At 65.2% G+C, this 22,553-nt stretch carries 22 protein-coding genes and 1 other RNA gene; 10 read left to right on the forward strand and 13 right to left on the reverse strand.

Annotated elements, in window-relative coordinates; all coding sequences use genetic code 11:
- Positions 1-93: 93 nt before the first annotated feature.
- The 6 genes from AB1281_RS06575 to AB1281_RS06600 all read left to right on the forward strand — a co-directional run bounded on the left by AB1281_RS06575 (position 94) and on the right by AB1281_RS06600 (position 7,908).
- Positions 94-321 (forward strand): hypothetical protein, encoded by a 228-nt coding sequence (locus AB1281_RS06575; protein WP_014036825.1) that lies wholly within the window; start codon positions 94-96, stop codon positions 319-321.
- Positions 318-1,088, forward strand: coding sequence for an SDR family NAD(P)-dependent oxidoreductase (locus tag AB1281_RS06580; RefSeq protein ID WP_430345353.1), 771 nt, complete (start codon positions 318-320; stop codon positions 1,086-1,088). Before AB1281_RS06575 ends, AB1281_RS06580 begins: the two co-directional genes overlap by 4 nt.
- A gap of 91 nt (positions 1,089-1,179) precedes the next feature.
- A complete protein-coding gene (locus tag AB1281_RS06585; protein WP_430345354.1) occupies positions 1,180-2,406 on the forward strand; it encodes an efflux RND transporter periplasmic adaptor subunit in 1,227 nt (408 codons plus the stop codon).
- Positions 2,407-2,518: 112 nt separating this feature from the next.
- Positions 2,519-5,689, forward strand: a complete 3,171-nt coding sequence (locus AB1281_RS06590; RefSeq protein ID WP_014036828.1) for an efflux RND transporter permease subunit — start codon at positions 2,519-2,521, stop codon at positions 5,687-5,689.
- 66 nt (positions 5,690-5,755) lie between these two features.
- Entirely contained in the window at positions 5,756-6,493 is a 738-nt protein-coding gene (locus AB1281_RS06595) for an SDR family oxidoreductase (RefSeq protein WP_014036829.1), read from the forward strand.
- Positions 6,487-7,908: an efflux transporter outer membrane subunit gene (locus AB1281_RS06600; protein WP_014646790.1), complete on the forward strand. Its 1,422-nt coding sequence runs from the start codon at positions 6,487-6,489 to the stop codon at positions 7,906-7,908. Before AB1281_RS06595 ends, AB1281_RS06600 begins: the two co-directional genes overlap by 7 nt.
- 41 nt (positions 7,909-7,949) lie before the next feature.
- On the opposite strand, the gene AB1281_RS06605 is transcribed toward AB1281_RS06600, so the two are convergent.
- A complete protein-coding gene (locus AB1281_RS06605) occupies positions 7,950-8,327 on the reverse strand; it encodes a VOC family protein (protein ID WP_430345355.1) in 378 nt (125 codons plus the stop codon).
- 141 nt (positions 8,328-8,468) lie between these two features.
- Here AB1281_RS06605 and AB1281_RS06610 point away from each other — a divergent pair, with 141 nt between their 5' ends.
- A complete protein-coding gene (locus AB1281_RS06610; RefSeq protein WP_049414598.1) occupies positions 8,469-8,732 on the forward strand; it encodes a hypothetical protein in 264 nt (87 codons plus the stop codon).
- 19 nt (positions 8,733-8,751) lie between these two features.
- Here AB1281_RS06610 and AB1281_RS06615 read toward each other — a convergent pair whose 3' ends face one another.
- On the reverse strand, positions 8,752-9,609 hold the full coding sequence (locus AB1281_RS06615) for an endonuclease/exonuclease/phosphatase family protein (RefSeq protein WP_430345356.1): 858 nt from the start codon (positions 9,607-9,609) through the stop codon (positions 8,752-8,754).
- Positions 9,610-10,009: 400 nt separating this feature from the next.
- On the opposite strand from AB1281_RS06615, the gene AB1281_RS06620 reads away from it, so the two are divergent.
- Positions 10,010-11,236, forward strand: coding sequence for a cytochrome P450 (locus AB1281_RS06620; protein WP_430345357.1), 1,227 nt, complete (start codon positions 10,010-10,012; stop codon positions 11,234-11,236).
- 20 nt (positions 11,237-11,256) lie between these two features.
- On the opposite strand, the gene AB1281_RS06625 is transcribed toward AB1281_RS06620, so the two are convergent.
- Positions 11,257-11,961: a PA1136 family autoinducer-binding transcriptional regulator gene (locus tag AB1281_RS06625; protein WP_430345358.1), complete on the reverse strand. Its 705-nt coding sequence runs from the start codon at positions 11,959-11,961 to the stop codon at positions 11,257-11,259.
- 4 nt (positions 11,962-11,965) lie between these two features.
- Positions 11,966-12,838 (reverse strand): glyoxalase III HchA, encoded by an 873-nt coding sequence (gene hchA / locus AB1281_RS06630; protein ID WP_430345359.1) that lies wholly within the window; start codon positions 12,836-12,838, stop codon positions 11,966-11,968.
- Positions 12,839-13,217: 379 nt separating this feature from the next.
- Here hchA and AB1281_RS06635 point away from each other — a divergent pair, with 379 nt between their 5' ends.
- Positions 13,218-14,441: a cytochrome P450 gene (locus AB1281_RS06635; RefSeq protein WP_430345360.1), complete on the forward strand. Its 1,224-nt coding sequence runs from the start codon at positions 13,218-13,220 to the stop codon at positions 14,439-14,441.
- A gap of 18 nt (positions 14,442-14,459) precedes the next feature.
- Here AB1281_RS06635 and AB1281_RS06640 read toward each other — a convergent pair whose 3' ends face one another.
- Complete coding sequence (locus AB1281_RS06640; RefSeq protein ID WP_430345361.1) at positions 14,460-16,481, reverse strand: esterase/lipase family protein; 2,022 nt, start codon at positions 16,479-16,481, stop codon at positions 14,460-14,462.
- 146 nt (positions 16,482-16,627) lie between these two features.
- Between AB1281_RS06640 and AB1281_RS06645 the strand changes: the two genes are divergently transcribed.
- Positions 16,628-17,089 (forward strand): methyltransferase family protein, encoded by a 462-nt coding sequence (locus AB1281_RS06645; protein ID WP_430346979.1) that lies wholly within the window; start codon positions 16,628-16,630, stop codon positions 17,087-17,089.
- Between the two features lie 14 nt (positions 17,090-17,103).
- On the opposite strand, the gene AB1281_RS06650 is transcribed toward AB1281_RS06645, so the two are convergent.
- From AB1281_RS06650 to AB1281_RS06685, 8 genes are all read right to left on the reverse strand, one after another.
- Positions 17,104-17,589, reverse strand: a complete 486-nt coding sequence (locus AB1281_RS06650; protein WP_430345362.1) for a hypothetical protein — start codon at positions 17,587-17,589, stop codon at positions 17,104-17,106.
- 162 nt (positions 17,590-17,751) lie between these two features.
- Positions 17,752-18,105, reverse strand: a transfer-messenger RNA (tmRNA) gene (ssrA, locus tag AB1281_RS06655).
- Positions 18,106-18,751: 646 nt separating this feature from the next.
- Positions 18,752-19,933, reverse strand: a complete 1,182-nt coding sequence (locus AB1281_RS06660) for an AAA family ATPase (RefSeq protein WP_430345363.1) — start codon at positions 19,931-19,933, stop codon at positions 18,752-18,754.
- A 62-nt stretch (positions 19,934-19,995) separates the two neighbouring features.
- Entirely contained in the window at positions 19,996-21,201 is a 1,206-nt protein-coding gene (locus AB1281_RS06665; protein ID WP_430345364.1) for an Arm DNA-binding domain-containing protein, read from the reverse strand.
- Positions 21,144-21,422, reverse strand: a complete 279-nt coding sequence (locus AB1281_RS06670) for an excisionase (RefSeq protein WP_430345365.1) — start codon at positions 21,420-21,422, stop codon at positions 21,144-21,146. Before AB1281_RS06670 ends, AB1281_RS06665 begins: the two co-directional genes overlap by 58 nt.
- Complete coding sequence (locus tag AB1281_RS06675; protein WP_380652341.1) at positions 21,415-21,645, reverse strand: winged helix-turn-helix domain-containing protein; 231 nt, start codon at positions 21,643-21,645, stop codon at positions 21,415-21,417. Before AB1281_RS06675 ends, AB1281_RS06670 begins: the two co-directional genes overlap by 8 nt.
- Positions 21,638-21,907, reverse strand: coding sequence for a hypothetical protein (locus AB1281_RS06680; RefSeq protein ID WP_430345366.1), 270 nt, complete (start codon positions 21,905-21,907; stop codon positions 21,638-21,640). The genes AB1281_RS06675 and AB1281_RS06680 overlap by 8 nt, the downstream gene beginning before the upstream one ends.
- Entirely contained in the window at positions 21,904-22,464 is a 561-nt protein-coding gene (locus AB1281_RS06685; protein ID WP_430345367.1) for a hypothetical protein, read from the reverse strand. Before AB1281_RS06685 ends, AB1281_RS06680 begins: the two co-directional genes overlap by 4 nt.
- Positions 22,465-22,553: the final 89 nt, after the last annotated feature.

A 22,553-nucleotide genomic window follows, 5' to 3' on the forward strand; every position in this document is an offset into this window, starting at 1 on the left:
GGGAGCGGGATGATTATTCCCCTTAATCAGGACTAATCAAGTAAAGGTTTGAGGTCTATCGTGGCGCCATTCGTGAAATGGAGCCCCCTCGCCATGAGCCTGCGCAACATTCTTGCCCGCTTCCGGCATGCCGGCCAGAACGCCCTGGACCTGGCGATGACCGTCGAAGCTCGTCCGAGTTCCTTGGTACACAAGGACTTTCGTGAGTTTACCGCGCCCATGCGTCAGCAACGTGGCGGCGTCATCCGCTTGGTCCCGCACAAGGGTGACCGACTGCGTCGAATTGGGACTATCCCGGATTTGGGAGGAAATGTCCCGTGAATGGGATACTGACGCCCGAAGTTCTGGTCCTCGGTGGCACCGGTGCCGTGGGCCAGGGCGTGGTCGGCGCCCTGCTGGAGGCCGGCAGCCCGGTGCTGGTGGTCGGGCGCGATCCGGGCCGGCTGGCGGCGCTGCATGAGCAGTTCGCCGATGAGCCGGGCCTGGAAACCGTGCTGGGCTCGCTCAGCGATGACGGCTCGGCACGGGCGTTGGCCGAACGCATCGCGCAACGGCCGCGTCCGTTGGCCGCAGTGATCGCCGCGATGGGCGGCCCCTACCGTCGCGGCCGCGTGGTCGACCGCAACGGCGACGAGCTGCTCGGCGCGCTGCAGGTCGACCTGATGCCGCACGTGCATGCGGTGCGCCACCTGCTGCCGCTGCTGCAGGACAACGTGCACGCGCGCCGTTACGTGATGATCGGCAGCCCGGCCGCGGTCAAGCCATGGGCCGGTTACGGCGAAAGCTCGATCACCGCCGCGGCGATGCGCATGTACGCGCAGGTGGTGCACCAGGAAGCGCAGGCGATCGGCGTGCGCGCGCAGATGCTGGAAGTCTGCAGCCCGGTGTGTACCCCGGCCAACGCGGCCAACGCCTGCATCGAGTGGCCCAGCTCGCTGCTGGTCGGCCGGCGCGTGGTCTCCCTTATCGATGGGTGCCGCGACAACCGCGCCATCGTCCGTTGCGACAGCAGTGATGCCGAACTGCCGCGCGGCCTGCTGCACCTGGAAGTTCCTCCGCTTTGGCGCGACACCGCTGGCGTCGCTTGACCTCGACCAAGGTTGAGGTCGCAGTATGCGCCGCCGATTTTCGCAACACGTTCTCATATAGCTGTACCACCCCTCCGTACGGATGCATGCCATGACTTCCCCCAACACCACCCCACATCGTTTCGGCCATCGCATCGCGATGGCCGGCGTGTCGATCCTCGCCGCGGCCGTGCTTGCAGCCTGCAGCGGCGGCCATGCCGAAGAAGCCGGTGCACCGCCGCCGCCGCAGGTCAGCGCCGCGCCGGTGCTGGTCAAGCAGGTCAGCCAGTGGGACGAGTTCAGCGGCCGCGTCGAAGCGGTACAGAGCGTTGAACTGCGCCCGCGCGTGTCCGGCTACATCGACAAGGTCAACTACGTCGAAGGCCAGGAAGTGAAGAAGGGCGAAGTGCTCTTCACCATCGACGCGCGCAGCTACCAGGCCGAATATGATCGTGCCGCCGCCGAGCTGGCTCGCGCCCGCACCCAGGCCACGCTGGCCCGCAGCGAGTCCGAGCGTGCCAAGCGGCTGTCCGAGCAGCAGGCGATCTCCACCGAGACTGCCGAGCAGCGTCGCGCTGCCGCCGACCAGTCCGGTGCCGCCGTGCAGGCGGCGCAGGCTGCGCTGGACGCGGCCCGCCTCAACCTGGAGTTCACCAAGGTGCGCGCACCGATCGACGGCCGCGCCGGCCGCGCGATGGTCACCGCAGGCAACCTGGTCACCGCCGGCGACAGTGCCAGCGTACTGACCACGCTGGTCTCGCTGGATACCGTGTTCGTCTACTTCGATGCCGACGAAAGCACCTTCCTGCGCTACGCACAGATGGCACGCAAGGGCGAGCGCCCGAGCGAGCGTGACAGCGAACTGCCGGTGAAGGTCGGCCTGTCGGGCGAAGAGGGCTACCCGCATGCGGGCAAGGTCGACTTCCTCGACAACCAGGTGGCGCGCAGCACCGGCACCATCCGCGTCCGCGCGCTGCTGGACAACGCCGATCGCCAGTTCACCCCGGGCCTGTTCGCCCGCGTGCAGCTGCTCGGCAGTGGCCAGTTCCAGGCCCTGCTGATCGACGACAAGGCCGTGCTGACCGACCAGGACCGCAAGTACGTGTACGTGGTCGACAAGGATGGCAAGGCCCAGCGCCGCGACATCCAGCTTGGCCGCACCGCTGAAGGCCTGCGCATCGTCGAGCACGGCCTGGCCGCCGGTGACAAGGTGATCATCGACGGCGTGCAGAAGGTCTTCATGCCGGGCATGCCGGTGCAGGCCAAGGCCGTGGCGATGCAGCCGCAGGCTGCGCCGCCGGCACCGGGTCGCGATGCCACCGCTGCACTGAACCACTGATCCGCGTCCCCGCTTAGCTGCCGGCGCCAGCGGCAGCCTTCCCTGCCTTCGTCATATCGGCGAGGGGCAGGGTGGCTGTTGCCCGCCGAATGCCTTTCCCAGGAATTCCTCCATGGACTTTTCCCGTTTCTTCATCGACAGGCCGATCTTCGCGGCGGTGCTGTCGATCGTGATCTTCGCCGCAGGCCTGATCACGATTCCGATCCTGCCGATCAGCGAGTACCCCGAAGTGGTGCCGCCGTCGGTGGTCGTGCGCACGGTGTATCCGGGCGCCAACCCCAAGGTCATCGCCGAGACCGTCGCCACCCCGCTTGAAGAGGCCATCAACGGCGTCGAAGGCATGATGTACCTGAAGTCGGTGGCCGGCTCGGACGGCGTGCTGCAGATGACCGTCACCTTCCGCCCGGGCACCGACCCGGACGCGGCGGCGGTGAAGGTGCAGAACCGCGTGGCGCAGGCGCAGGCGCGCCTGCCCGAGGACGTGCGCCGGCAGGGCGTGACCACGCAGAAGCAGTCACCGACCTTCCTGATGGTGGTGCACCTGACCTCGCCGCAAGGCAAGTACGACACGCTGTACCTGCGCAACTACGCCCGCCTGCACGTCAAGGATGCGCTGGCGCGTATTCCGGGCGTGGGTGACGCGCAGATCTTCGGTGGCGGCGACTACGCCATGCGCGCCTGGCTGGACCCGGACAAGGTGGCTTCGCGCGGCCTGACCGCCAGCGACGTGGTGCGCGCGATGCGTGAGCAGAACGTGCAGGTTTCGGCCGGCCAGCTCGGCGCCGAACCGTTGCCGAACAGCCAGTTCCTGACCCTGATCAATGCCCAGGGCCGCCTGAAGACCGAAAAGGAGTTCGGCGACATCGTGCTCAAGAGCGGCACCGATGGCGAGATCGTGCGCTTGGCCGACGTGGCCCGCCTGGAACTGGGTGCCGGCGACTACACCCTGCGCTCGCAGCTGGACGGCAAGAATGCGGTCGGCATTGGTATCTTCCAGTCGCCGGGTGCCAATGCACTGGAGATCCGTGACCAGGTCATCTCGACGATGGACGAGATGCAGAAGACCATGCCGGCCGACGTGAAGTACGAAGCGGTGTATGACACCACCATCTTCGTGCGCGACTCGATCAAGGCCGTGGTCTCCACGCTGCTGGAAGCCATCGCGCTGGTGGTGCTGGTGGTGATCCTGTTCCTGCAGACCTGGCGTGCCTCGATCATTCCGTTGATCGCGGTGCCGGTGTCGGTGGTGGGTACCTTCGCCGCGCTGTACCTGCTGGGCTTCTCGATCAACACGCTGAGCCTGTTCGGCCTGGTGCTGGCGATCGGCATCGTGGTCGACGACGCGATCGTGGTGGTGGAGAACGTCGAGCGCAACATCGAGGAAGGCCTGTCGCCCACCGCGGCGGCACACCAGGCCATGCGTGAGGTGTCCGGCCCGATCGTGGCGATCGCGCTGGTGCTGTGTGCCGTGTTCGTGCCGATGGCCTTCCTGTCCGGTGTCACCGGCCAGTTCTACAAGCAGTTCGCGGTCACCATCGCCATCTCCACGGTGATCTCGGCGATCAACTCGCTGACCCTGTCGCCGGCCCTGGCCGCGCGCTTGCTGAAGGCCCACGGTGCGCCGAAGGATGGCCCGAGCCGTCTGATCGACCGCCTGTTCGGCTGGGTGTTCCGTCCGTTCAACCGCTTCTTCAAGTCCAGCTCGGAGAAGTACGAGCGTGGCGTGGCCCGCATCCTTGGCCGTCGCGGTGCGGTGTTCGTGGTCTACGCGATCCTGCTGGTCGGTACCGGTGTGATCTTCAAGCTGGTGCCGCCGGGCTTCATCCCGACCCAGGACAAGCTGTACCTGATCGCCGGTGTGAAGCTGCCGGAAGGTTCGTCGATCGCGCGTACCGATGAAATGCTGCGCAAGGTCGCCAAGATCGCTCAGGAAACCGACGGTGTGGCCCACACCATCTCGTTCCCGGGTTTGAACGCGCTGCAGTTCACCAATACGCCGAACACCGGTGTGGCGTTCATTCCGCTCAAGCCGTTCGCTGAGCGCCATGGCCGCACCGCCGCGCAGATCAATGCCGAGATCAACCAGAAGATCGCCGGCCTGCAGGAGGGCTTCGCGTTCGCGATGATGCCGCCGCCGATCCTCGGCCTGGGCAACGGCAACGGCTACCAGATGTTCATCGAGGACCGCGGCAACCTGGGCTACGGCGCGCTGCAGAATGCCGTGCAGGCGATGCAGGGCACCGTCGCGCAGACGCCGGGCATGGCCTTCCCGATCAGCAGCTACCAGGCCAACGTGCCGCAGCTGGATGCCGAAGTGGACCGCGTCAAGGCCAAGGCACAGGGCGTGCAGCTCACCGAGCTGTTCGACACCCTGCAGACCTACCTCGGTTCGGCTTACGTCAACGACTTCAACCAGTTCGGCCGTACCTGGCAGGTGATCGCCCAGGCCGATGGTCCGTTCCGCGAGACGGTCGAGGACATCGGCAAGCTGCGTACCCGCAACGACCGCGGCGAGATGGTGCCGATCGGTTCGATGGTCACCATCAAGCAGACCTTCGGCCCGGACCCGGTGCTGCGCTTCAATGGCTATCCGGCGGCGGACCTGGCTGGTGAAGCCGACCCGCGCGTGCTGTCGTCGGCCGAGGCGATGAACAAGCTGACCGAGATCGCCGGCAAGGTGCTGCCGGTGGGCATGACCACCGAATGGACCGACCTGAGCTACCAGCAGGCGACCCAGGGCAAGGCGGCCTTCATCGTGTTCCCGGTGGCGATCATGCTGGCCTTCCTGGTGCTGGCTGCGCTGTACGAGAGCTGGTCGCTGCCGCTGGCGGTGATCCTGATCGTGCCGATGACCCTGCTGTCCGCACTGTTCGGCGTGTGGCTGACCGGTGGCGACAACAACGTGTTCGTGCAGGTCGGCCTGGTGGTGCTGATGGGCCTGGCGTGCAAGAACGCGATCCTGATCGTCGAATTCGCCAGAGAGCTGGAGATGGGCGGCAAGGGCATCGTTGAAGCCGCGCTGGAAGCCTGCCGCCTGCGTCTGCGTCCGATCGTGATGACTTCCATCGCGTTCATCGCCGGCACGGTGCCGCTGGTGCTGTCGCACGGCGCGGGTGCCGAGGTGCGCTCGGTAACGGGTATCACCGTGTTTGCTGGCATGCTGGGCGTGACCCTGTTCGGTCTGTTCCTCACCCCGGTGTTCTACGTGGCCCTGCGCAAGTTCGTGACCCGCAACGGTGGCGGCCAGCTGGTGCAGCACGGCGAGCCGACCATCCATCACTGACATGGAACTCCACCGGCACCGGTCCCCCAACCGGTGTCGGATTTCCCCCTCCAAAGGCATGACTCCATGAACACCCATCAGAACAAGATCGCACTGGTCACTGGTGCCACCCGCGGTATCGGCGCCGAGACCGTGCGTCAGCTGGCACAGGCCGGCGTGCACACGCTGCTGGCCGGCCGCAAGCGCGAGACCACCGTGGAGCAGGCACTGAAGCTGCAGGCCGAGGGCCTGCCAGTGGAAGCGCTGCAGCTGGACGTGACCGACGGTGCCAGCATCGCCGAGGCCGTGCAGCAGGTGCGCGAGCGCCATGGCCGTCTCGACATCCTGGTCAACAACGCTGGCGTGCTGCTGGAAAACCCGGCGCAGCGGCCGTCCGAGCAGTCTCTGGACACCTGGCGCCGCACCTTCGACACCAACGTCTATGCGCTGGTGGCGGTGACCCAGGCGTTCCTGCCGCTGCTGCAGCAGGCCAAGGCCGGCCGCATCGTGAATGTCTCCAGCATCCTTGGCTCGCAGACCCTGCATGCCGATCCGGCGTCCGGCATCTACGACATGAAGGTTCCGGCCTACAACGCCTCCAAGGCAGCGGTGAACAGCTGGACCCTGGCGCTGGCGCACGAACTGCGCAGCACCCAGATCAAGGTCAACACCGTGCATCCGGGCTACGTGAAAACCGACATGAACGGCGGCCACGGCGAGATCGAAATCGCCGAGGGCGCGCGTTCCAGCGTGCAGATGGCGCTCATCGGCCATGAAGGCCCGAACGGCAGCTTCACCTACCTGGGCGAGGTGCTGCCATGGTGATCCGCACGTTGGCGATGGCCGTCTCCAGCCTGGTGCTGGCAGGCTGTGTCAGCGTCGGCCCGAACTACAAGGCCCCGGTGCAGGAACCGGTGGTCCTGCAGAGCGCACAGCAGCCGGTCTTCAGCACCGTCTCGCCGGTGGCCAGCTGGTGGGCGCAGTTCGATGATCCGGTGCTGGAACAGTTGGTGCATGGCGCACTGTCGGACAACCTGGACCTGCGCGTGGCCGTGGCCCGCGTCAGCCAGGCCCGCGCAGTGTTCGTCGAAAGCCGCTTCGACCAGGCACCGCACATCACCGCCGGCGGCAGCTACGACCGCCGCAAGCAACCCGATCCGCAGCTGGGTGGGCAGCGGGTGTTCAGTGAAAGCTACCAGCTCGGCTTCGACGCCGGCTGGGAGCTGGATCTGTTCGGCCGCAAGCGCCGTGCTGCTGAAGCCGCGCGTGCCGACCTCGGTGCCGAGCAGGCCAACCTGGCCGATGCGCAGGTACTGGTCGCCGCCGAAGTGGCACGCAACTACTTCGAGCTGCGCGGCACGCAGAAGCGCATCGCGGTGGCCCAGCACACGCTGGAAAACCTGCGCGATACGCAGAAGCTGACCGAGGCGCGCTGGGAGCTGGGCGCCGGCAGCGAGCTGGATGTGCAGAGCAGCCGCGCCCGCCTGAAGGCGATCGAGGCCGACATCCCGCTGCTGGAAGTGGCCGAGGCGCAGTCGCGCAACCGACTGGCCGTGCTGCTGGGCCAGCGCCCGGAAGTGCTGACCGACATGCTCGCGCCGCATGACGTGCCGGCCTTCGCCAAGGCACTGCCGCTGGGCGATACCCGCGAACTGCTGCGTCAGCGCGCCGACGTGCGCGTGGCCGAGCGTCGCCTGGCGGCCGCGACCGCACGCGTGGGCGTGGCCACTGCGGACCTGTTCCCGCGGCTGTCGCTGTCCGGCTTCGTCGGTTTCCTGGGGGGCGATGCCAGCGGCCTGGTCAATGGCAACAACAAGGCCTGGTCGCTGACCCCGTCGCTGAGCTGGGCCGCATTCGACTTCGGCACCGTGCGTGCGCGCCTGCGTGCCAGCAAGGCTGAAGCCGAAGGCGTGGCCGCGCAGTACGAGCAGGCGGTACTGCTGGCCCTGGAAGACACCGAGAACGCGCTGACCCGCTACTCCAAGCAGCAGGCGCGGCTGGCGATCGTGGTCGAGCAGGCGCAGGCGGCACGGCGTGCCGAATCGCTGGCACAGATCCGCTATCGCGAGGGCTCGGAAGACTTCCTGACCCTGCTGGATGCGCAGCGCACGCAGCTGGCGGCCGATGACGCGTTGGCGGCGGCCGAGTCCGAAGTCAATGTCAGCGTGGTCGGCGTGTACAAGGCGCTGGGCGGCTGGGGGCAATCACCGCAGCAACCGAGCGTGGCGCAGGTGCAGTAACCGCAGGGGACGGAAGCCGTGGCTTCCGTCCCCTTCTGCTTTCAGGGCCACTGATTGGCCGGCTCCTCGCGCTCGCGCATGCGCACGATGCAGAAGCGATGGCCGGTCGGTGCTTCCATCACCCACCAGCGTTTGACGAAGCCTATCCGGCGCGCGCCGAGCTTCTCCAGGCGGTCGGCCTCGGCGTCGATGTCGTCGCTCTCTATGTCCAGGTGCACCCGTGATGAGTGATCGACCCGTTGGACTTCCACGTTCAAGCCTGCCGGTGCACCCAGCAGGTCGGCATACTCGGCGCCCCCTTCGACACGCGCCGCCTGTGCCTGCAGGCCGAGCGCGGCGGCCCAGAAGCGGGCACCTTCGTCGGCGGGAATGTCCTGGCAGTCGATGATGAATCCTGCCAGCCGGCTCTGGTGTGCCATGTCCTGCTCCGTAGTTCGGGGGTACGGGGCAGGGTAACGCGGCGTGTTCCGCATACATCTTCACCTTCGTGACGTTTCTGACTCTGCCGAAATGCCGGCCCGCCGTGTAACTAGTGGGTCAGACACACGGGAGGACAGGCGATGGCGGACGGAAGGCGGGATACCCAACGGATGTTGTTCGGCGATCCGGGCCCACCGGGCGCGGGGTTGTCGGTGGCGGTCGTGGTGCTGCTGGTGCTGGCGACGATGGCCGCTGCGGTCGGCTTCCTGCGCCTGCAGGATTCGATGCTGGGGCTGGGCCTGATCGGCGTCGCCGTGTTCCTGGCGATCGGCGCCCGCATCTGCCAGGCGCGCGATCAGCACCAGGCGCTGTATCGCCTGCTGTCGCGGCAGCCGCCGCTGTAGCTGCGGCTGCCGTGCGGGGTCAGTGCTTCGGCCAGTCCAGTTCGACCACCAGCGGGAAGTGGTCCGATGGCAGCACGCCGTCGATGCGGCGGTCATCGGTCAGGAAGCTGCGCGCATGGAAGCCGCGCACCAGCACCCAGTCCAGCTGCACGCTGGCCTTGCCGGTGAAATCGTGGAAGGTCAGTCGCGGGCCCTGCGGGGTTTTCACCTGGGTACGGGTGTCCTGAAGGACGCGGGTGAATGCCTTGTAGGTGTCACCGCCGGGCTCGCTGTTGAAGTCACCGGTCAGCACCACCGGCAGGTCGGTAGGCAGGCTGGCCACGCGCCTGCCGATCAGCTCGGCACCCTTCACCCGGCGTGGTTCGTCCTCGTCACGGTAGGGCAGGTGGGTATCCATGAAATAGAAGCGGCGGCCGTCGTCGATGCGGCGGAACAGCGCCCAGGTGACCATGCGCGGGTACAGGTTGCCCCAGGTGATGCTGCCCGGTACATCGGGCGTATCGGACAGCCAGAAGTTGCCTGATTCCTCGACCGCCAGCACCGTGCTGTCGTAGAACACGCCCATGTGTTCGTCGCCGCTGCCGCCGCGGCGGCCCTCGCCGAACCAGCGGTAGCCGGGAAGGTGTGCGGACAGGTACTCAGCCTGCTCCTGCACCAGCTCCTGGGTGCCGATCACCGCCGGGTGCGCATCGAGGATGACCTTCACCATCGCGTCGCGACGGTCGGGCCAGCGCTTGCCGGGCTCGGTATCGGCCGGGGTGCGCACATTGAACGACATCACCTTCAATGGCGCGGGGGCTGCGGCCCAGGCGCCGGTCGCAGGCAGGGCAAGCGCCAGCAGGGCACACAGTACGGGGCGACGGAGACGCGACAACATCGTGGAATCCCTCCATTCCATGAAAACGGTTTCACGGAGCATCGCACGGATTGCCTGTTCATGGCTGTGCGTGCGCTGGCGGTATCCGCCGGTCGGCGCGGCGTATTCAGCAGGGCCTTGACGGCGCATTGACCCGCCCGCGCGCGCCTGTGTGCTAGAACGGCGCTGCCGGCCATTGAACCCGGCACCGCAGCAATCATCAACGGAACCACAAGGAGCTGTGCCATGACACGATTGATTCGCGCCCTGCAGGTGTCGCTGAACCTGCGTTCGGACAATTCCACGCAGTGCATCCGTTCCAAGTATCGCTACTGGAATATCTTCTGACCGGAAGGACTCCACGTATTCGATGACATCGCCAGGGAAGGCCGATGATCTTCCCTGGCATTGGAGGCAGGGCATGGATGAGCGTGCAGCGGATGCGGAAGTGGTTTCCATCGACGACCTGCTCGAACGCGTGCGTCGCGAAGGGCCGGTGCTGCGCTTCAACAATGATGTTGTCGGCATCTTTGATCCGGCCCTGGCGGTCAGGATCGACAAGGCCAACACGGACCAGCACACCGTACCGGATTCATTGATTGATTTTCTCGGACTACGCAGCGGCAGGGACCCGGTGGCGTGGCGCGAGGTGCGGGCACTGCTGAGCGAGCAGGCCGGGCGGCTGGCCAGTCCCGGCCACATGCGCGACCTCTACACGCGCATGCACGGCTTCCTTGCCCAGCGCGCGGACAGGCCGCACGACCTCAGCGAACTGAGCTGGTGGACGATCTCGCAGTCGCTGTTGCCGCTGCTGATCGATGGCCTCAGCCGTTCCGATGTCGATGCGCTCATCGGTGAGCAGAAGACCCGATACAACGCCATCGTGCTGCAGAACTTCTCGTTCTGGCGGCGGATCATCGACTTCCATCTTTCCCGCCGTGCGGCCCGCACGGTGTCGCGGCACATCCGCCGTCGTGCACGCGGGACCGTGCCGCGTGAGGACTTCCTGCAATCCCTGCTGCCGCTGGTGCAGCGGGTCGGGGTGGATCGCGTGGCCTATCTGGTATCGATGGTGCTGGCCGGCATGTCGGGCCTGCCGGGCATCACTGCGGCCAGCCTGCTGTACGCAATGCACCGTTTCCCGCACTGGCAGGCGCGCATCCGCGAGGAAACCTCGGCGCTGAGCCTGGAGCAGCTGTATGCGCTGCCGATCAAGGCGCTGCCGTGCACGTCGCGTTTCGTCAAGGAAACCCTGCGGCTGTGGCCGGGGTTGTTCGCACTGCACCGTCCGGCTTCGCACGATATCGATATCGAGGGCGTGTGCATCCGCAAGGGTGGGGCCTACGAGCTGTCGTCCTACTTCCAGCATCACTCGCCGGAGTACTGGCAGAACCCGGACAGCTTCGATCCTGATCGCTGGTTGCCGGAGCGACGCCAGGCCAACAAGGGCGCCTACGTACCCTTCGGTTTTTCCTCGCGGGCCTGCATCGGCAGTGCGGTCGGCCATGCGCAGCTGTTGCTGTTCTGCGCGCTGGTGACCCGCGATTTCGAGTTGACGGTACAGGATGAGCCAACACCGTGGATGCAGCTGGAAGGCTTTGCCATTCCGGTCGACTTCATCGGTACGTTGACGCCGCGCTGCGCGTGACGGCAACTGCAGTGCCTGGATCAGTCTTCAATCTCGCCACGGCGGGCTGCCGCGCGCACCGCCTGCGCGGTGGTAGCCACGCCGAGCCGTTGCCGCGCTCGCCGCAGATGGTTCTCCACCGTGCGTGCAGACAGCCCCAGCGTGGCCGCGATTTCCGCCTGGCGCCGCCCGGCGGCGACCCAGCGCAGCACCTCGCGTTCGCGTGCGCTCAGCGCGCCTGCGGGAACATCCGCCGGCGCTTCGGCGAGCCGCCGCGCTGCACGGAAGGCTGACGTTCCGACCATTTCCAGCAGCAGGCGCGCGTTGGCGGACGCATCAATCGAGGTGCCGGCGAAACTGACCGCACCCTCCAGGCCGGTCGGGCCGAACACCGGCACCTGCAACCCATGCAGGCCATCGCCGCGCGGCTGCTTCACCACCTGGTAGCGTTCGCCGCGCACGCCCTGGCGCTTGCTCCAGAAGAACGGCGCAGTGCTGTCCAGCACATGGCGGTTGACCGGGCAGGCGTGCAGGTAGCGGGCGAGATCGGTATCGCTGCCGTCGCCGAACCAGTCACCCTCGATCCAGTACACGCGCTGCGCGTCGCGCTCCAGCCCGGTTCCGGTGGCGAACACCAGCAGCCGGTCGTAGCCCAGTGGCGAGGCGGCGGCGCGCAGCACGCCGCCCACCGCGGCCAGCGACCGCGCCTGTTCCAGTTCCAGCAGCGCGGGCACCAGCGCAGGCATAGGCTCAGCGCCCGGCCAGCGCGTCGAGCAGCGTGCGCGCGGCCAGCTTGCCCAGCGCATTGCCGGCCAGCGGGCTGTCGCCGGTCAGCAGCAGGCGATCCTGCAGCACGCTGCCATCAATGCCCTCGTTGACGATCTGCACGCCCTGCTGGGCCAGGCGTTCACCGAAGAACCAACGCAGCTGCCCCGGCATGTAGCCGATCTCCGGTGTCTGCCGGTCCATTGCGTCGGGGAAGGCACAGATGCGGTAGCCACGGAACAGCGAGCCACCATCGGCTTCGTCGACGCCCGCCGCCAGCAGCGCTGCCGGCCCATGGCAGAGCGTGATGATGTGGCGCTGCCCGGCCATGGCCCATTGCAGCGCGGCCTTCACCGCCGTGCTTTCAGGCAGGCCGATCAATGCGCCGTGGCCACCCGGAATGAAGATGGCGGCATAGTCCGAGTCGGCGCCCAGGCCAGCCACCACCTCGTCCAGCTGCAACGGCTGGCGGAAGCGCGCCTCGTAGCGTTCGTACAGGGCGCCGATCTCGTGGTCCTCGCGCGGGAAGGCCCACCATTCGAACTTGACGGCGTTGCCGGACAGCGTCGCGACGTCGATATCGAAGCCGGCCTTGTCCAGGTGGTACATCGGCAGCAGGGTTTCCACCGGGTGGTTGCCGGTGGAGAACAGGTGGCCATTGGCGGTCGGCAGATAACGCTCGTCGGCGGCGATCATCAGCACCTTCCAGCGGCCATCGCGGCGTGCATCCGGATAGTCGGCGCCGGACAGGTCGCTCTTGGGCGAGGTGAACTGCGACAGCGAATACGGCGACGGGAAGAAGGCATCGCGCTCGGCCGGATCGGGGCTGGGCTGGCGGCTGGGCTCTTGCGTGTTCATGCGGACCTCCGTTGGGGGAAAGTGAGCCCAGCATAGGAGGCCGCGTGCGCAGGCGCGATGAGGGATTCCCCTCAATGGACCACCACCCGGATGTTGCATCGCGCCACCGGCCGGGTTGGACAGCGGGATTATGTCGTGTTATCTAGCCGGTGCCGGGATAATCCCGGCATAACCACACAGCAAGCAAAGGAATGAAAATGAAAAGATTCGCCCGAGCATTGCGCGTCACTCTGAATATCCATCCGAATGAGAAGAGCAGTGTGTGGAATACCTGGCCGCTCTGGGTCGAGTTCTGATCCTGCGGGGCAACCCCGCGATTGAGCGGTAGCAAGACGAAGGGACTCGTCTTTCGAGTCCCTTCCTGCCGGAGACGCACTGCATGCAAGGGATGTCGAATGAAGGCAGCGCCATTGCTGCCGAGCGCCTGGCTGCGCGCGTGGAGCGCGAAGGGCCGGTGCTGAAACTGGAAACCGGCGGTATCGGGGTGTTCTGCCCGGAGCTGGCCGGCAAGGTCGACAAGGAGAATTCCGAGCACCTGTTCGTGGTCGAGTCGCTCGCCGACCTGTTCCGCCGGCACGAACGCGTACGCTGGACCGAAGTGCGCAGCCTGATCGCCACGCGCAGTGCTGAGCTTACCGGAGCGCAGACCCTGGAGGCGCTGCAGTCGCGCATGCGGCAGGCGTTGGACGCACTGTGCGGGCGCGAGCTGGATGCCACGCCCGCGGTGTGGAAGGTGATGGCGCATCCGCTGGTGCCACTGGTGATCGACGGGCTCGACGTACGCGGTACCGCGGCCATCGAACGCGCCCTGCATCTGCGCTATACCACCCAGGTCGAGCAGGTCATCCATCGGCGTCATCTGCTGCGCAACTTCCTCATCGGTCGTGGCGAATCGCAGGCGATCGCCTCCGAACTGAAGCGGCGCGTGCGCCACGGGCGCGCGTCGCTGGACTACGCGCAGTCATTGCTGAGCCTGCGCGAGCGCATCGGCCTGGACAAGGTCACCTACCTGGTCACCGTGCAGCTGATCGCCATTTCCGGCGTGCCCGGCATGATGGCCGCCTGCCTGCTGCTGGCGATGCAGATGCATCCGCACTGGCGCCAGCGCATCGAGGAGGAATTCGCACCGCTCTCGGATGCAGAGATCCATGCGCTGCCGATGGCCAGGATTCCCTGCACCATGCGCTTCCTGAAGGAAGTGATGCGGCTGTACTCCACGCCCTTCAACAATCGTCGGGTGGCCGCCTGCGATCTGCAGGTGGAAGGGCAGGCCATCGCCGAGGGCACGGTGTTCGAGCTGAGCTCGTTCATCCAGCATCGCTCGGCGAAGTACTGGGATGACCCGCTGCAGTTCGATCCTGATCGTTGGCTGCCGGAGCGGCGCAAGCGCACCGCCGGCATCTATGTGCCGTATGGCTTCCCCACGCGTTCCTGCGTGGGATCGGCGGTCGGCAACGCGCAGCTGGTACTGCTGTGCGCGCTGCTGGCACGCGAGTTCCGTTTCACCCCCAGCGCCGACTACCGGCCCGAGGTGCGCATGGAGGGCTTCGCGATCCCGGCAGCGCTGCACGGCACGTTCTCGCGGCGCACGGCAGGTGCCTGATCTGTCGGGGCCGGCGGCTTACTTCCCCGTTCGTCCGTGTTCCTGCATGTCCTCATGCAGGATCCGCCGCAGCTCGACGATGGCTGGCGTGGCTTCCTGCACGCTGTGCCCGGACACGATCACTTTCTCCGAATCCGCATGCGGCAGGTGCGAGCTCCAATAGGGCACCAGCCCGTCGTCGGTCTTTTCCAGCGGCCCATCGGCCTTGGCGCGGGCGATGATCGAGTGGTAGTGCACCTTCGGTGACATCGGCAGATCGGCCACGGCGCGGACGAATGGATCGTCCTTGTCCAGGTTCTGGATGCTGTTCATCTGATAGCCGTGCTTGCCATCGTTGCGATCGATCTGGCCGTCGTTGGCCAGCGTCGTCACGTCTTCCAGCACCGTCAGCGGCAGCCGCACCAGGCGGCCGATCCAGCGGCCGAGGCGGGTACCGGCCACGTCGGTGCCGCGATGCGGTGTGGCGATGAACACCACCCGCGATACTTCCGGTTCCGGCAGGAAGGTCAGCACCGGCGCGCCCTTGGTGCGCAGCAGCTCGCGCTGGGCGGGCGTCATCTGCGCGGTGGCGAGCAGGGTGTCGACCAGGTGGTCGCCGGAGGAGGACACCATCAAGCGCGCGATCACTCCGCCCATGCTGTGCCCGACCAGCACCATGTCATGCGACGCCTGCGCCTTGCCGCTGGGGTCGAAGTGCTTGAACACTTCGGCCAGCGTGTGGCGCATCGCATCGTGGCTCATCGCGATGGGCATGTTGGTCGGGTAATAGAACTGCCAGACCTGGAAGTCCTGGCGGATCTCGTCGTCGCGCATCAGTTCGTTGGCCACGTTGACCCAGGCCTCCGGACTGCTGGCCAGGCCATGGATCATCAACAGCACGCGGCGGTTCGGGTCGTAGGGCTGCATCATGTAAAGATGCGGCGTGTCGATGCCGCCCTTGCCACCAAACAGCGAGCGCAGCGACTGGTGGCTGAAGTTCGAGCGTGCCAGCCACAGTGCATAGCCGGCAGTGAAGTTGGCTGCCAACGGCACCTGCTGGCCATGCAGGGTCACTTCCGAGACCTGGTAGGGATCGTGGATCTCCAGTTCCGGCTCGTCGTCATGCAGCACCTCCCACAGGTTCTTGCCCGAGAAGCGCAGCAGCACCGTCATCGAAGGCGAGGGCATCTCGCTCCAGCTCTGGGGGGCCGGGGTGTCTGCCTGCGTGGCAGGCGTCGTTGCCGCAGGCGGGGTGGCCGTGCTGCCGGCAGGATCGTCCATCACCGCCACCAGCTCGGCACCGAAGCCATCGCGGCGATGCACGCTGCGTAGCGTGCCGGTGAACGACAGCGAGGCCGCCGGTACCAGCTCGGTGGGGGTACGCGTATCCAGCGGCGATGCTTCGCCTGAAGGCGCCAGCACGAAGGTCCAGCGGCCCAGCTGGAAATGGCTGGCCTGGCCGTGCACGCGCCCGGTGGCATACGCGTTGTACAGCTGCACCGAGGCTTCCTGCACAGCCAGGTTGTAGTAGTCGCGCACCTGGGTCTGGCGGTCTTCGAAACCACGCTGGTTGGCGGTGCGTTCGGTGAAGAACAGATAGGCATAGGCCTGGCGCGCGACCTGCATCCAGGCGTCCAGGCGCGGCTGGAAGTCGGCATCCAGCTCGGTGATCGCAGTCTTGGCGCGGCCGGATGCCGAGTACTCGCGCTTCGGCGCCGGCAGGGTCATCGCATACTGCAGCCACAGCTCGGCCAGGCTGGAGCGCTTGTCTTCCTCGCGCACCACGATGCTGCCTTCCATCGCCTCGATGCAGGGCAGGCCGGGCTTGGCGCAGACGCCTTCGTCGAGGCCGGCCACCCGCAGGGTCTCCGTGGTCGCCGCGCTGAGCTTGCCGGAGGTGAGGATGTCACCGCGTTTGAGCGCGATGTACTGGCCGGGCGTGACCGAGGCAACCTGCACCGACGGCCCGAACTGGCGCAGCGTCGCGCAGCCGCCCAGGGTGAGCAGCACGGTGATGATGAGGGTCGTGCGGCCGATGAAGCCCAAGCCCGTGGTAGCCATACGATCCTCCTGCGCGGTGGCGCCACTCTAGCGGCCGGCCTGTCAAAGCGGAATAGACCGGGCGGTCGGTTTGGGCCTGGCCGCCGTGGGCGATTCAGCCATTCCCGTGTGACACTGCGGTGAATGGAAAGGACACGGTGATCGCGATGGCCTGGCTTGAAACCCGCATTCCCCCGCCCGTGGTACTGCTGCTGTGCACCGCTGCGGGCTTTGCAGCACGCTGGCTGCTGCCGGGTTTGCACCTTCGGGTGCCGGTGCCGGTTCTGCTGGCAGGCGTGACGATGACGCTGGGTATCGTGCTCAACCTGCTGCCCAAGCTGTCGTTCCAGCGCGCCGGTACCACCGTCAATCCTCTGCGGCCTTCGGCGTCGAGCGCGCTGGTTACCAGCGGGATCTACCGCCGCACGCGGAATCCGATGTATCTCGGCCAGGCGTTGGTCCTGTTTGGTGCCATGGTGTACCTGCAGAACCTGATCGCACTGCTGGTGGTGCCGCTGTTCCTTGTGTACATCACCTGGCTGCAGATCCTGCCGGAGGAGCGGGCACTGATGGCCCGCTTTCCCGAGGCGTACGCGCAGTACCGTCATCGCGTGCCACGCTGGCTGTAGCGTCGGCTACGCCATCAGCGGCTGATCTGGCACTTCACCGCTGCCGAATAGCCTTCGTAGTCGTCACCCGCGATCACGTGCAGAGTGTGGCGCTTGTCGATGCGCTTCACGTACGACGGCGCTTCGGTATTGGCATGCTCGTTGACCTCGGTCACCGACCAGGCCTTGGCCAGGCGCTTGGAATCGACGCCGTTCAAGTACACGAAGAGGCTCTTCTCGCCCTCGGCCACGTTTACATCGGCACTGGTGACCGTGCCGCCAAACAGCGCGACCGGCTTGTCCTCCGGCTCGAAGGTGCCGCCCGGTTTCTTGGCCAGGCCGGCGGCCTGAAGTGCATCGATGGCCTCGGCGGCACTGAAGTTCGAGCCGGCCTTGCAGGCCAGCAGCGCTTCCAGCGTGGCGGTGCCGGGTGGCGCGATGGCCGGTGTGGCGGCGTGCGTGGCTGGGGCTGCGGCGAGGGCGGCGAGGATCAGGGCGAGCGTGGATGTGGCGGTTTTCATTGCAGATCCTTCTGGCGGTAGCAGGGCGGGGGAATGCAGCGATGGAGGGGGAGCTTCATCCTGATTATGCGCCACGCTTCCTGCACGAGGAGCAGGCACAAAAAAGCCGGAACCCCATTGACGGGAGATCCGGCTTCTTGCGGCCTCGACAGGCCATACAGATGGTGGAGGTGGGCGGAATTGAACCGCCGTCCGAAGGCACTCCATCCCCAGCACTACATGCTTAGCTCACCGTTGGATCTCGTCCCCGAACAGCACGGTGCGCAAAGCGCATCCGGGAACCAGCCTGTTGTGTTCTAGTGCCGGACTGACAGGCAGCCACCCAGCGCGATTCCATGATAGTGACTCTACACCGCGAGCATGGACACAAGCGGTTTCGAGGCTTAGGCCTTAAGCGGCCAGAGCGTAGTTGTCGTCGTTGGCAACTAGAGTTTTGCAGCTGGATTTACGAGGAAAGCTACCCCCTCGGCATGCGCCAGGCGACTTCACAACCCCCGTCGAAACCAATGCACCCCCGGTTTCTTCAAGTATTGCAAGGCTTTCAGGCCCTTGGTTGACCAAATGTTGACCAAGAACCCGCCTAACGATGCGAATGTTACGGCAATCTTCCTGAACAGTCACCACCCTACCTGGTCACAAAGGATCGGTTCGGGCGGAACGAGCTCTCTATTCATAGATGCTGAGGAGAGCTTGGACCTCAGGCAGCCTGGCTCCGGCCGCGATCAGATCCTCTACGCGCAAGCAACCTCGCAACTTCACATGGGCAGGCCCCGCGTAAAGGCGTTCGAACTCTCGCTTATAGAACGCAGTGTCTCCTTGTCGATGCTGGCCATTAATTGCCAGCACAAGTGCCTCCAAGCATGGAGTTTGGGTCAGCATCCGAATCTTGGCCCTGGTTCCAACTGCTCTTACAGAGTCATTCCAGTCAGTATCCGTGTCAAAGAGCGCCGCCACTGAACCGTAACTCCCTTGCCTTGCGATACGAATTGCATCTTGGATCACGCCCCGCGCGCCCATTCCTTTCGCATTTCTGATGATGACGCTTGGTCCTCTCCGGCCGGAGCATAGCTCGTCCCTGAGCATGCCCAAAAGCAAGCACTCAGCGTCCCCCTCCCCGACGACCAGGAGCGTGGGCCTGACTCTACGGATTATTTTGGGGGCTCTAGACATCGCTCCGGACCTCTGGGAGAGCGCCAATCGCACCCGCTTCATACTTCGCCCGCAGATTGTCGTCACTCCTCAGGCCTTGTACCTGATCGCCACGAAATGCTGTGCTTACACAGTCTGTTTTCTCTACAAAATACGTTTGAGCCTTACTCACATAGTCGAGAACCTTCGTGGTGTGACTTGTAAAGAACAGCTGCGCGCCGAATGGATTGGTCTCTTCTGAATCGAAAAGTCGTAGCAGCGACTCGAGCAAATGGGGGTGAAGATCGCTTTCCATCTCGTCGATAACTGCTAGACCGCCTACCTGGAGCACAGGAATCAACAGTGCTAGCAGCACATAGGCAGACTGCGTGCCGTTTGATTCGACCTCGTATGGAAGCGTGAAGTCTTGTCCATCCTTTCGCTTATGCTGAAAGTAGGTGCGGAGTTGCGTTTTAGTTTTTCCCGTTGAGTCTACAAAGTTCTCTTTTCGTACTTCAAAGCTGTCTAGGCCTAAGTCCCATGATCTTAGGATCTTGGCTGCTTGCTCCCGGACCTTCTCGAAGGCTTGAAAGGCCTCGTTGGCGTAGTCCAGATTGCTTAAATAGTGGGGGCGGCCATCAATGTCGACATTGTAGTGTGCAATGTAGGTGTCGATGAACTCGGTTGATTTGCTTTCATGCTGCCTTGCTGTTGCGATGAGGGAAACGTTGTGACGTACTCTTCTTGCAACTTGCGGTGCAAGATCGAATTGCTGGAGCTGGACGTCGTAAGACTCACTCTCTGCATTCCATCTGCGTTTGAAGATATAGCTGAAGCGAGTAAATTTTTTGTAGAGCGCTTCCCACAGAACGCGTTTCTCGGTGAGCTTCAGCTCGTACTTCCACGTCTCGCCGTCTAAGTCATCAAATATGACCTCGAACTCCGACGGATCTTCAGGGTTAAGTAGTCGCGCGGGCAGCGGGATGTCCGCATCAACATCAAGAGAGAAGGAACCCTTCATGAACCAAAATAGAAACGCAGCCGGCTTTAGCAATGCAGTCTTGCCCGAAGCGTTGGCACCAAAGGCGGCAAGGACGGTAGTCAGTCGGGTGTCGTCTTCAGCCCGACGCTCGTAGCCTCTGGCTGGCGCGCCCTTGGGTAGCTCGAAGAGCACCTCGGTCTCCTCGAGGAAGCTCTGGAAGTTCTTAAATTTCAATGACCTAAGCATTTGTCTTGGTCCAACTGGGCTGCTAATGATCGAATACTACAAGAATTTGGTTAATTGCATGTGTGGCCGCCTCGTTGGCCTCCTTTTACGGCGCAAGAGATGGGCGGCCCAATCCAAGCTGCTGCAACTTTTGAGCCGGCATCCGGGACCATGGAGGGGATCCACCGGCCATACTTCTTGGCGGTGATCGTCCAGTCGCGGTGCCCCATCTGCCGCGCCACCCACATGACGTTCTCACCGGCGCTGAGCGCCTGAGAGGCAAACGTGTGGCGCATCTGGTAGGGGTAGCGGTACCGGACGCCGGCCTTGCGCAGCGCGCGCTGCCATTCGCCGGCGCGGATGCTCTGATCCGACCCCCACCGGGCATTTGTCCTGGGGTCATGAAAGACGAACTCGCCGGCGGTGGCGGTATGGGCACGCTGAGCCTTCAGTGCGTCGATCGCCGGCTGCAGCAGCTGCACTTCTCGCACGCCTGACTCGGTCTTGGGGGCCTTCATCTTGCCCATGACCCAGGCGCGCCGGATCTTGACCGTCCCCTTGCGCCAGTCGATGTCCGACCAGCACAGGCCGATCATTTCCGAGGTGCGCAGGCCCGTGGCGAAGTTGAACTGGCAGTAGTTGCGGACCTGGTCCTCGCGGCAGGCGGCCAGGATTGCCTGGACTTCCTCCGGCGTGAAGGGGTCGACCTCTTCGCGCGCATTGGCCTTGGCACGCCGCTTCACCCTGAAGCCGTCGAGGGGATTGTTCGGGATCAAGTCGTCGGCTACAGCCTCATCGAGGGCGCCGCGGAGCGGGCCCAGGACGTTGTTGATGCGCTTAGCCGACGTCGACTCGTCGAACGTGGCCACAAGCTCCTTCAGCGCGATACGGTCGAAGTCACGCAGCGCGATCGATCCACAGCGCGGCACCAGGACGTTCTCGACGATGCGGCGGTAGCCGATCAGGCTACTGTGCTCGAGCTCAGGCTCCTTCTGTGCCAGCCATCGTGTCAGCACCTGCTCCAGGGTATCTAGGGCCGCTGGCTTCGCTGCCACCTGCACCGCGCGCTTGCTGCCGGGGAAGTGGGTGGCGTAGTCGAAGGTGCCCTTCTCGATCTCGACCTTGATCTGCCCCAGCAGATTCTCGCAGTAGCGCAGGTTCCGCGCGGTCGGGGCGAGCTTGATTCGCTCACGGCACCGCTTGCCCCGGTAGTAAAAGTCTATTGCGATGCTGCTCTGTGTAGCTGGCCTGACGCCGCCCTGCCGTGCATTACCCACTCTTCGTATCCCTCCAGGTCGATCAGGTTTCTTCCATCTGGCGCCTTGAAGAACACGGCGCCCTCCAGCCAATCGCCACGCTTGATCTTCGAGTTGATGGCATCGACCGTGTAGCCGGTCAGTGCCTCGAACCGCTTGAGCGTGACGAATCGGACCGGCCGCAGGTTCGCGGGGGATCCGGTCCTCGACAATCCTCGTGACGAGGTTCCGTGGTTACTCATGGGGCACCACCTGCAGGCTCCAGAGGACCGATGGGCGCTCGTCAGGGCCATGGAAGGGCGCGCGCTGCACCCGGCCGGTCTTGGCCAGCTGGTGCAGGTAGCTGCTGACGCGGTTCGAAGGCAGCTGCAGTTCGGCGGCCAGCTCGCCGGCCAAGCCCGGCCCCTCCTGCAGCAGCTGCAGAATCCGGGTGGCAGTGCCATCGGCAATGCCTGCATCAGCCATGGTCTGCCTCAGCTGCTGCCAGGTGGCCCGGGCAACCGGTGCCGGTGTAGTCGAAGCCCTCACAGGGAGCGAGCGGGATGACCCTGCGGCCATTGGCCAGGTGGTCGGTCAGCACCCGGCGAGCTTCGGCTGCAGTTACCGGCTCCCCGGGCGGATTCCGCTCGAAGAGCCCGTCCAGATCCTGATCGGTCATGTTCGACAGTGCGCCGGCGACGTCCAGATGCACGTGGTAGTGCACTGGCAGGCGGTCAGAAGTATTCATGCGGCGGGCTCCTGGTGTTCGGTGCTGCGCTCGGCAGCATTCAAGGCGGCGCGCCGCTGGGCGAAGCCGCGGCAGGCGCTGATGGCGTTGCCGTGCTCGTCGACGGCTTCGTGGCAGAGGAAGGGGCGCTCGCCCGGGGCGGAGCAGTAATCGGCGTCTTCCGTGGTCGGGAGGCACTGGTTGGCCACGGTGCCGGCGCGGAACGCACAGCCGCCGCAGAGCGGGCCAGGGTCGATGCCGGCGGCCAGCACGATGCCGTTGAGGGCGCCCAAGATGCAGGGCATGTTGATGCGCTCGGCCTCGTGCGGCCAAACGTGGCCCTGCAGCATCAATAGGTCCTTGGCCTGCTCGCAGGCGTTGTAGGCGACCTGGCCGGCCAGGCCAATGAACTCGCCGAACAGATCTGCTATGGCGCGAGCGCCGATCCGCGCGGCCAGGCGCCGCAGCGCTGGCCGGCGTAGATCCATGGGGGCCGCCGCGATCGCACGCAGCTCCTTGGCCAGGTCGGGGTGGATGTTGTGGTCCGTGGCGCCAGCGCGCGCAGAGGTGTCAGCCATGGGAAGAATCCCTGAGAGTGATGGTCTTGTGTATGCTCAGGGAGGGGGGGCTTGGTGTAAGGGGAAGTGCATGGCAGAGGGAGCACGCT

Origin of the sequence: Stenotrophomonas sp. NRRL B-14846 (assembly GCF_050473585.1) — a bacterium.
In the GTDB taxonomy this organism is placed as follows: domain Bacteria; phylum Pseudomonadota; class Gammaproteobacteria; order Xanthomonadales; family Xanthomonadaceae; genus Stenotrophomonas.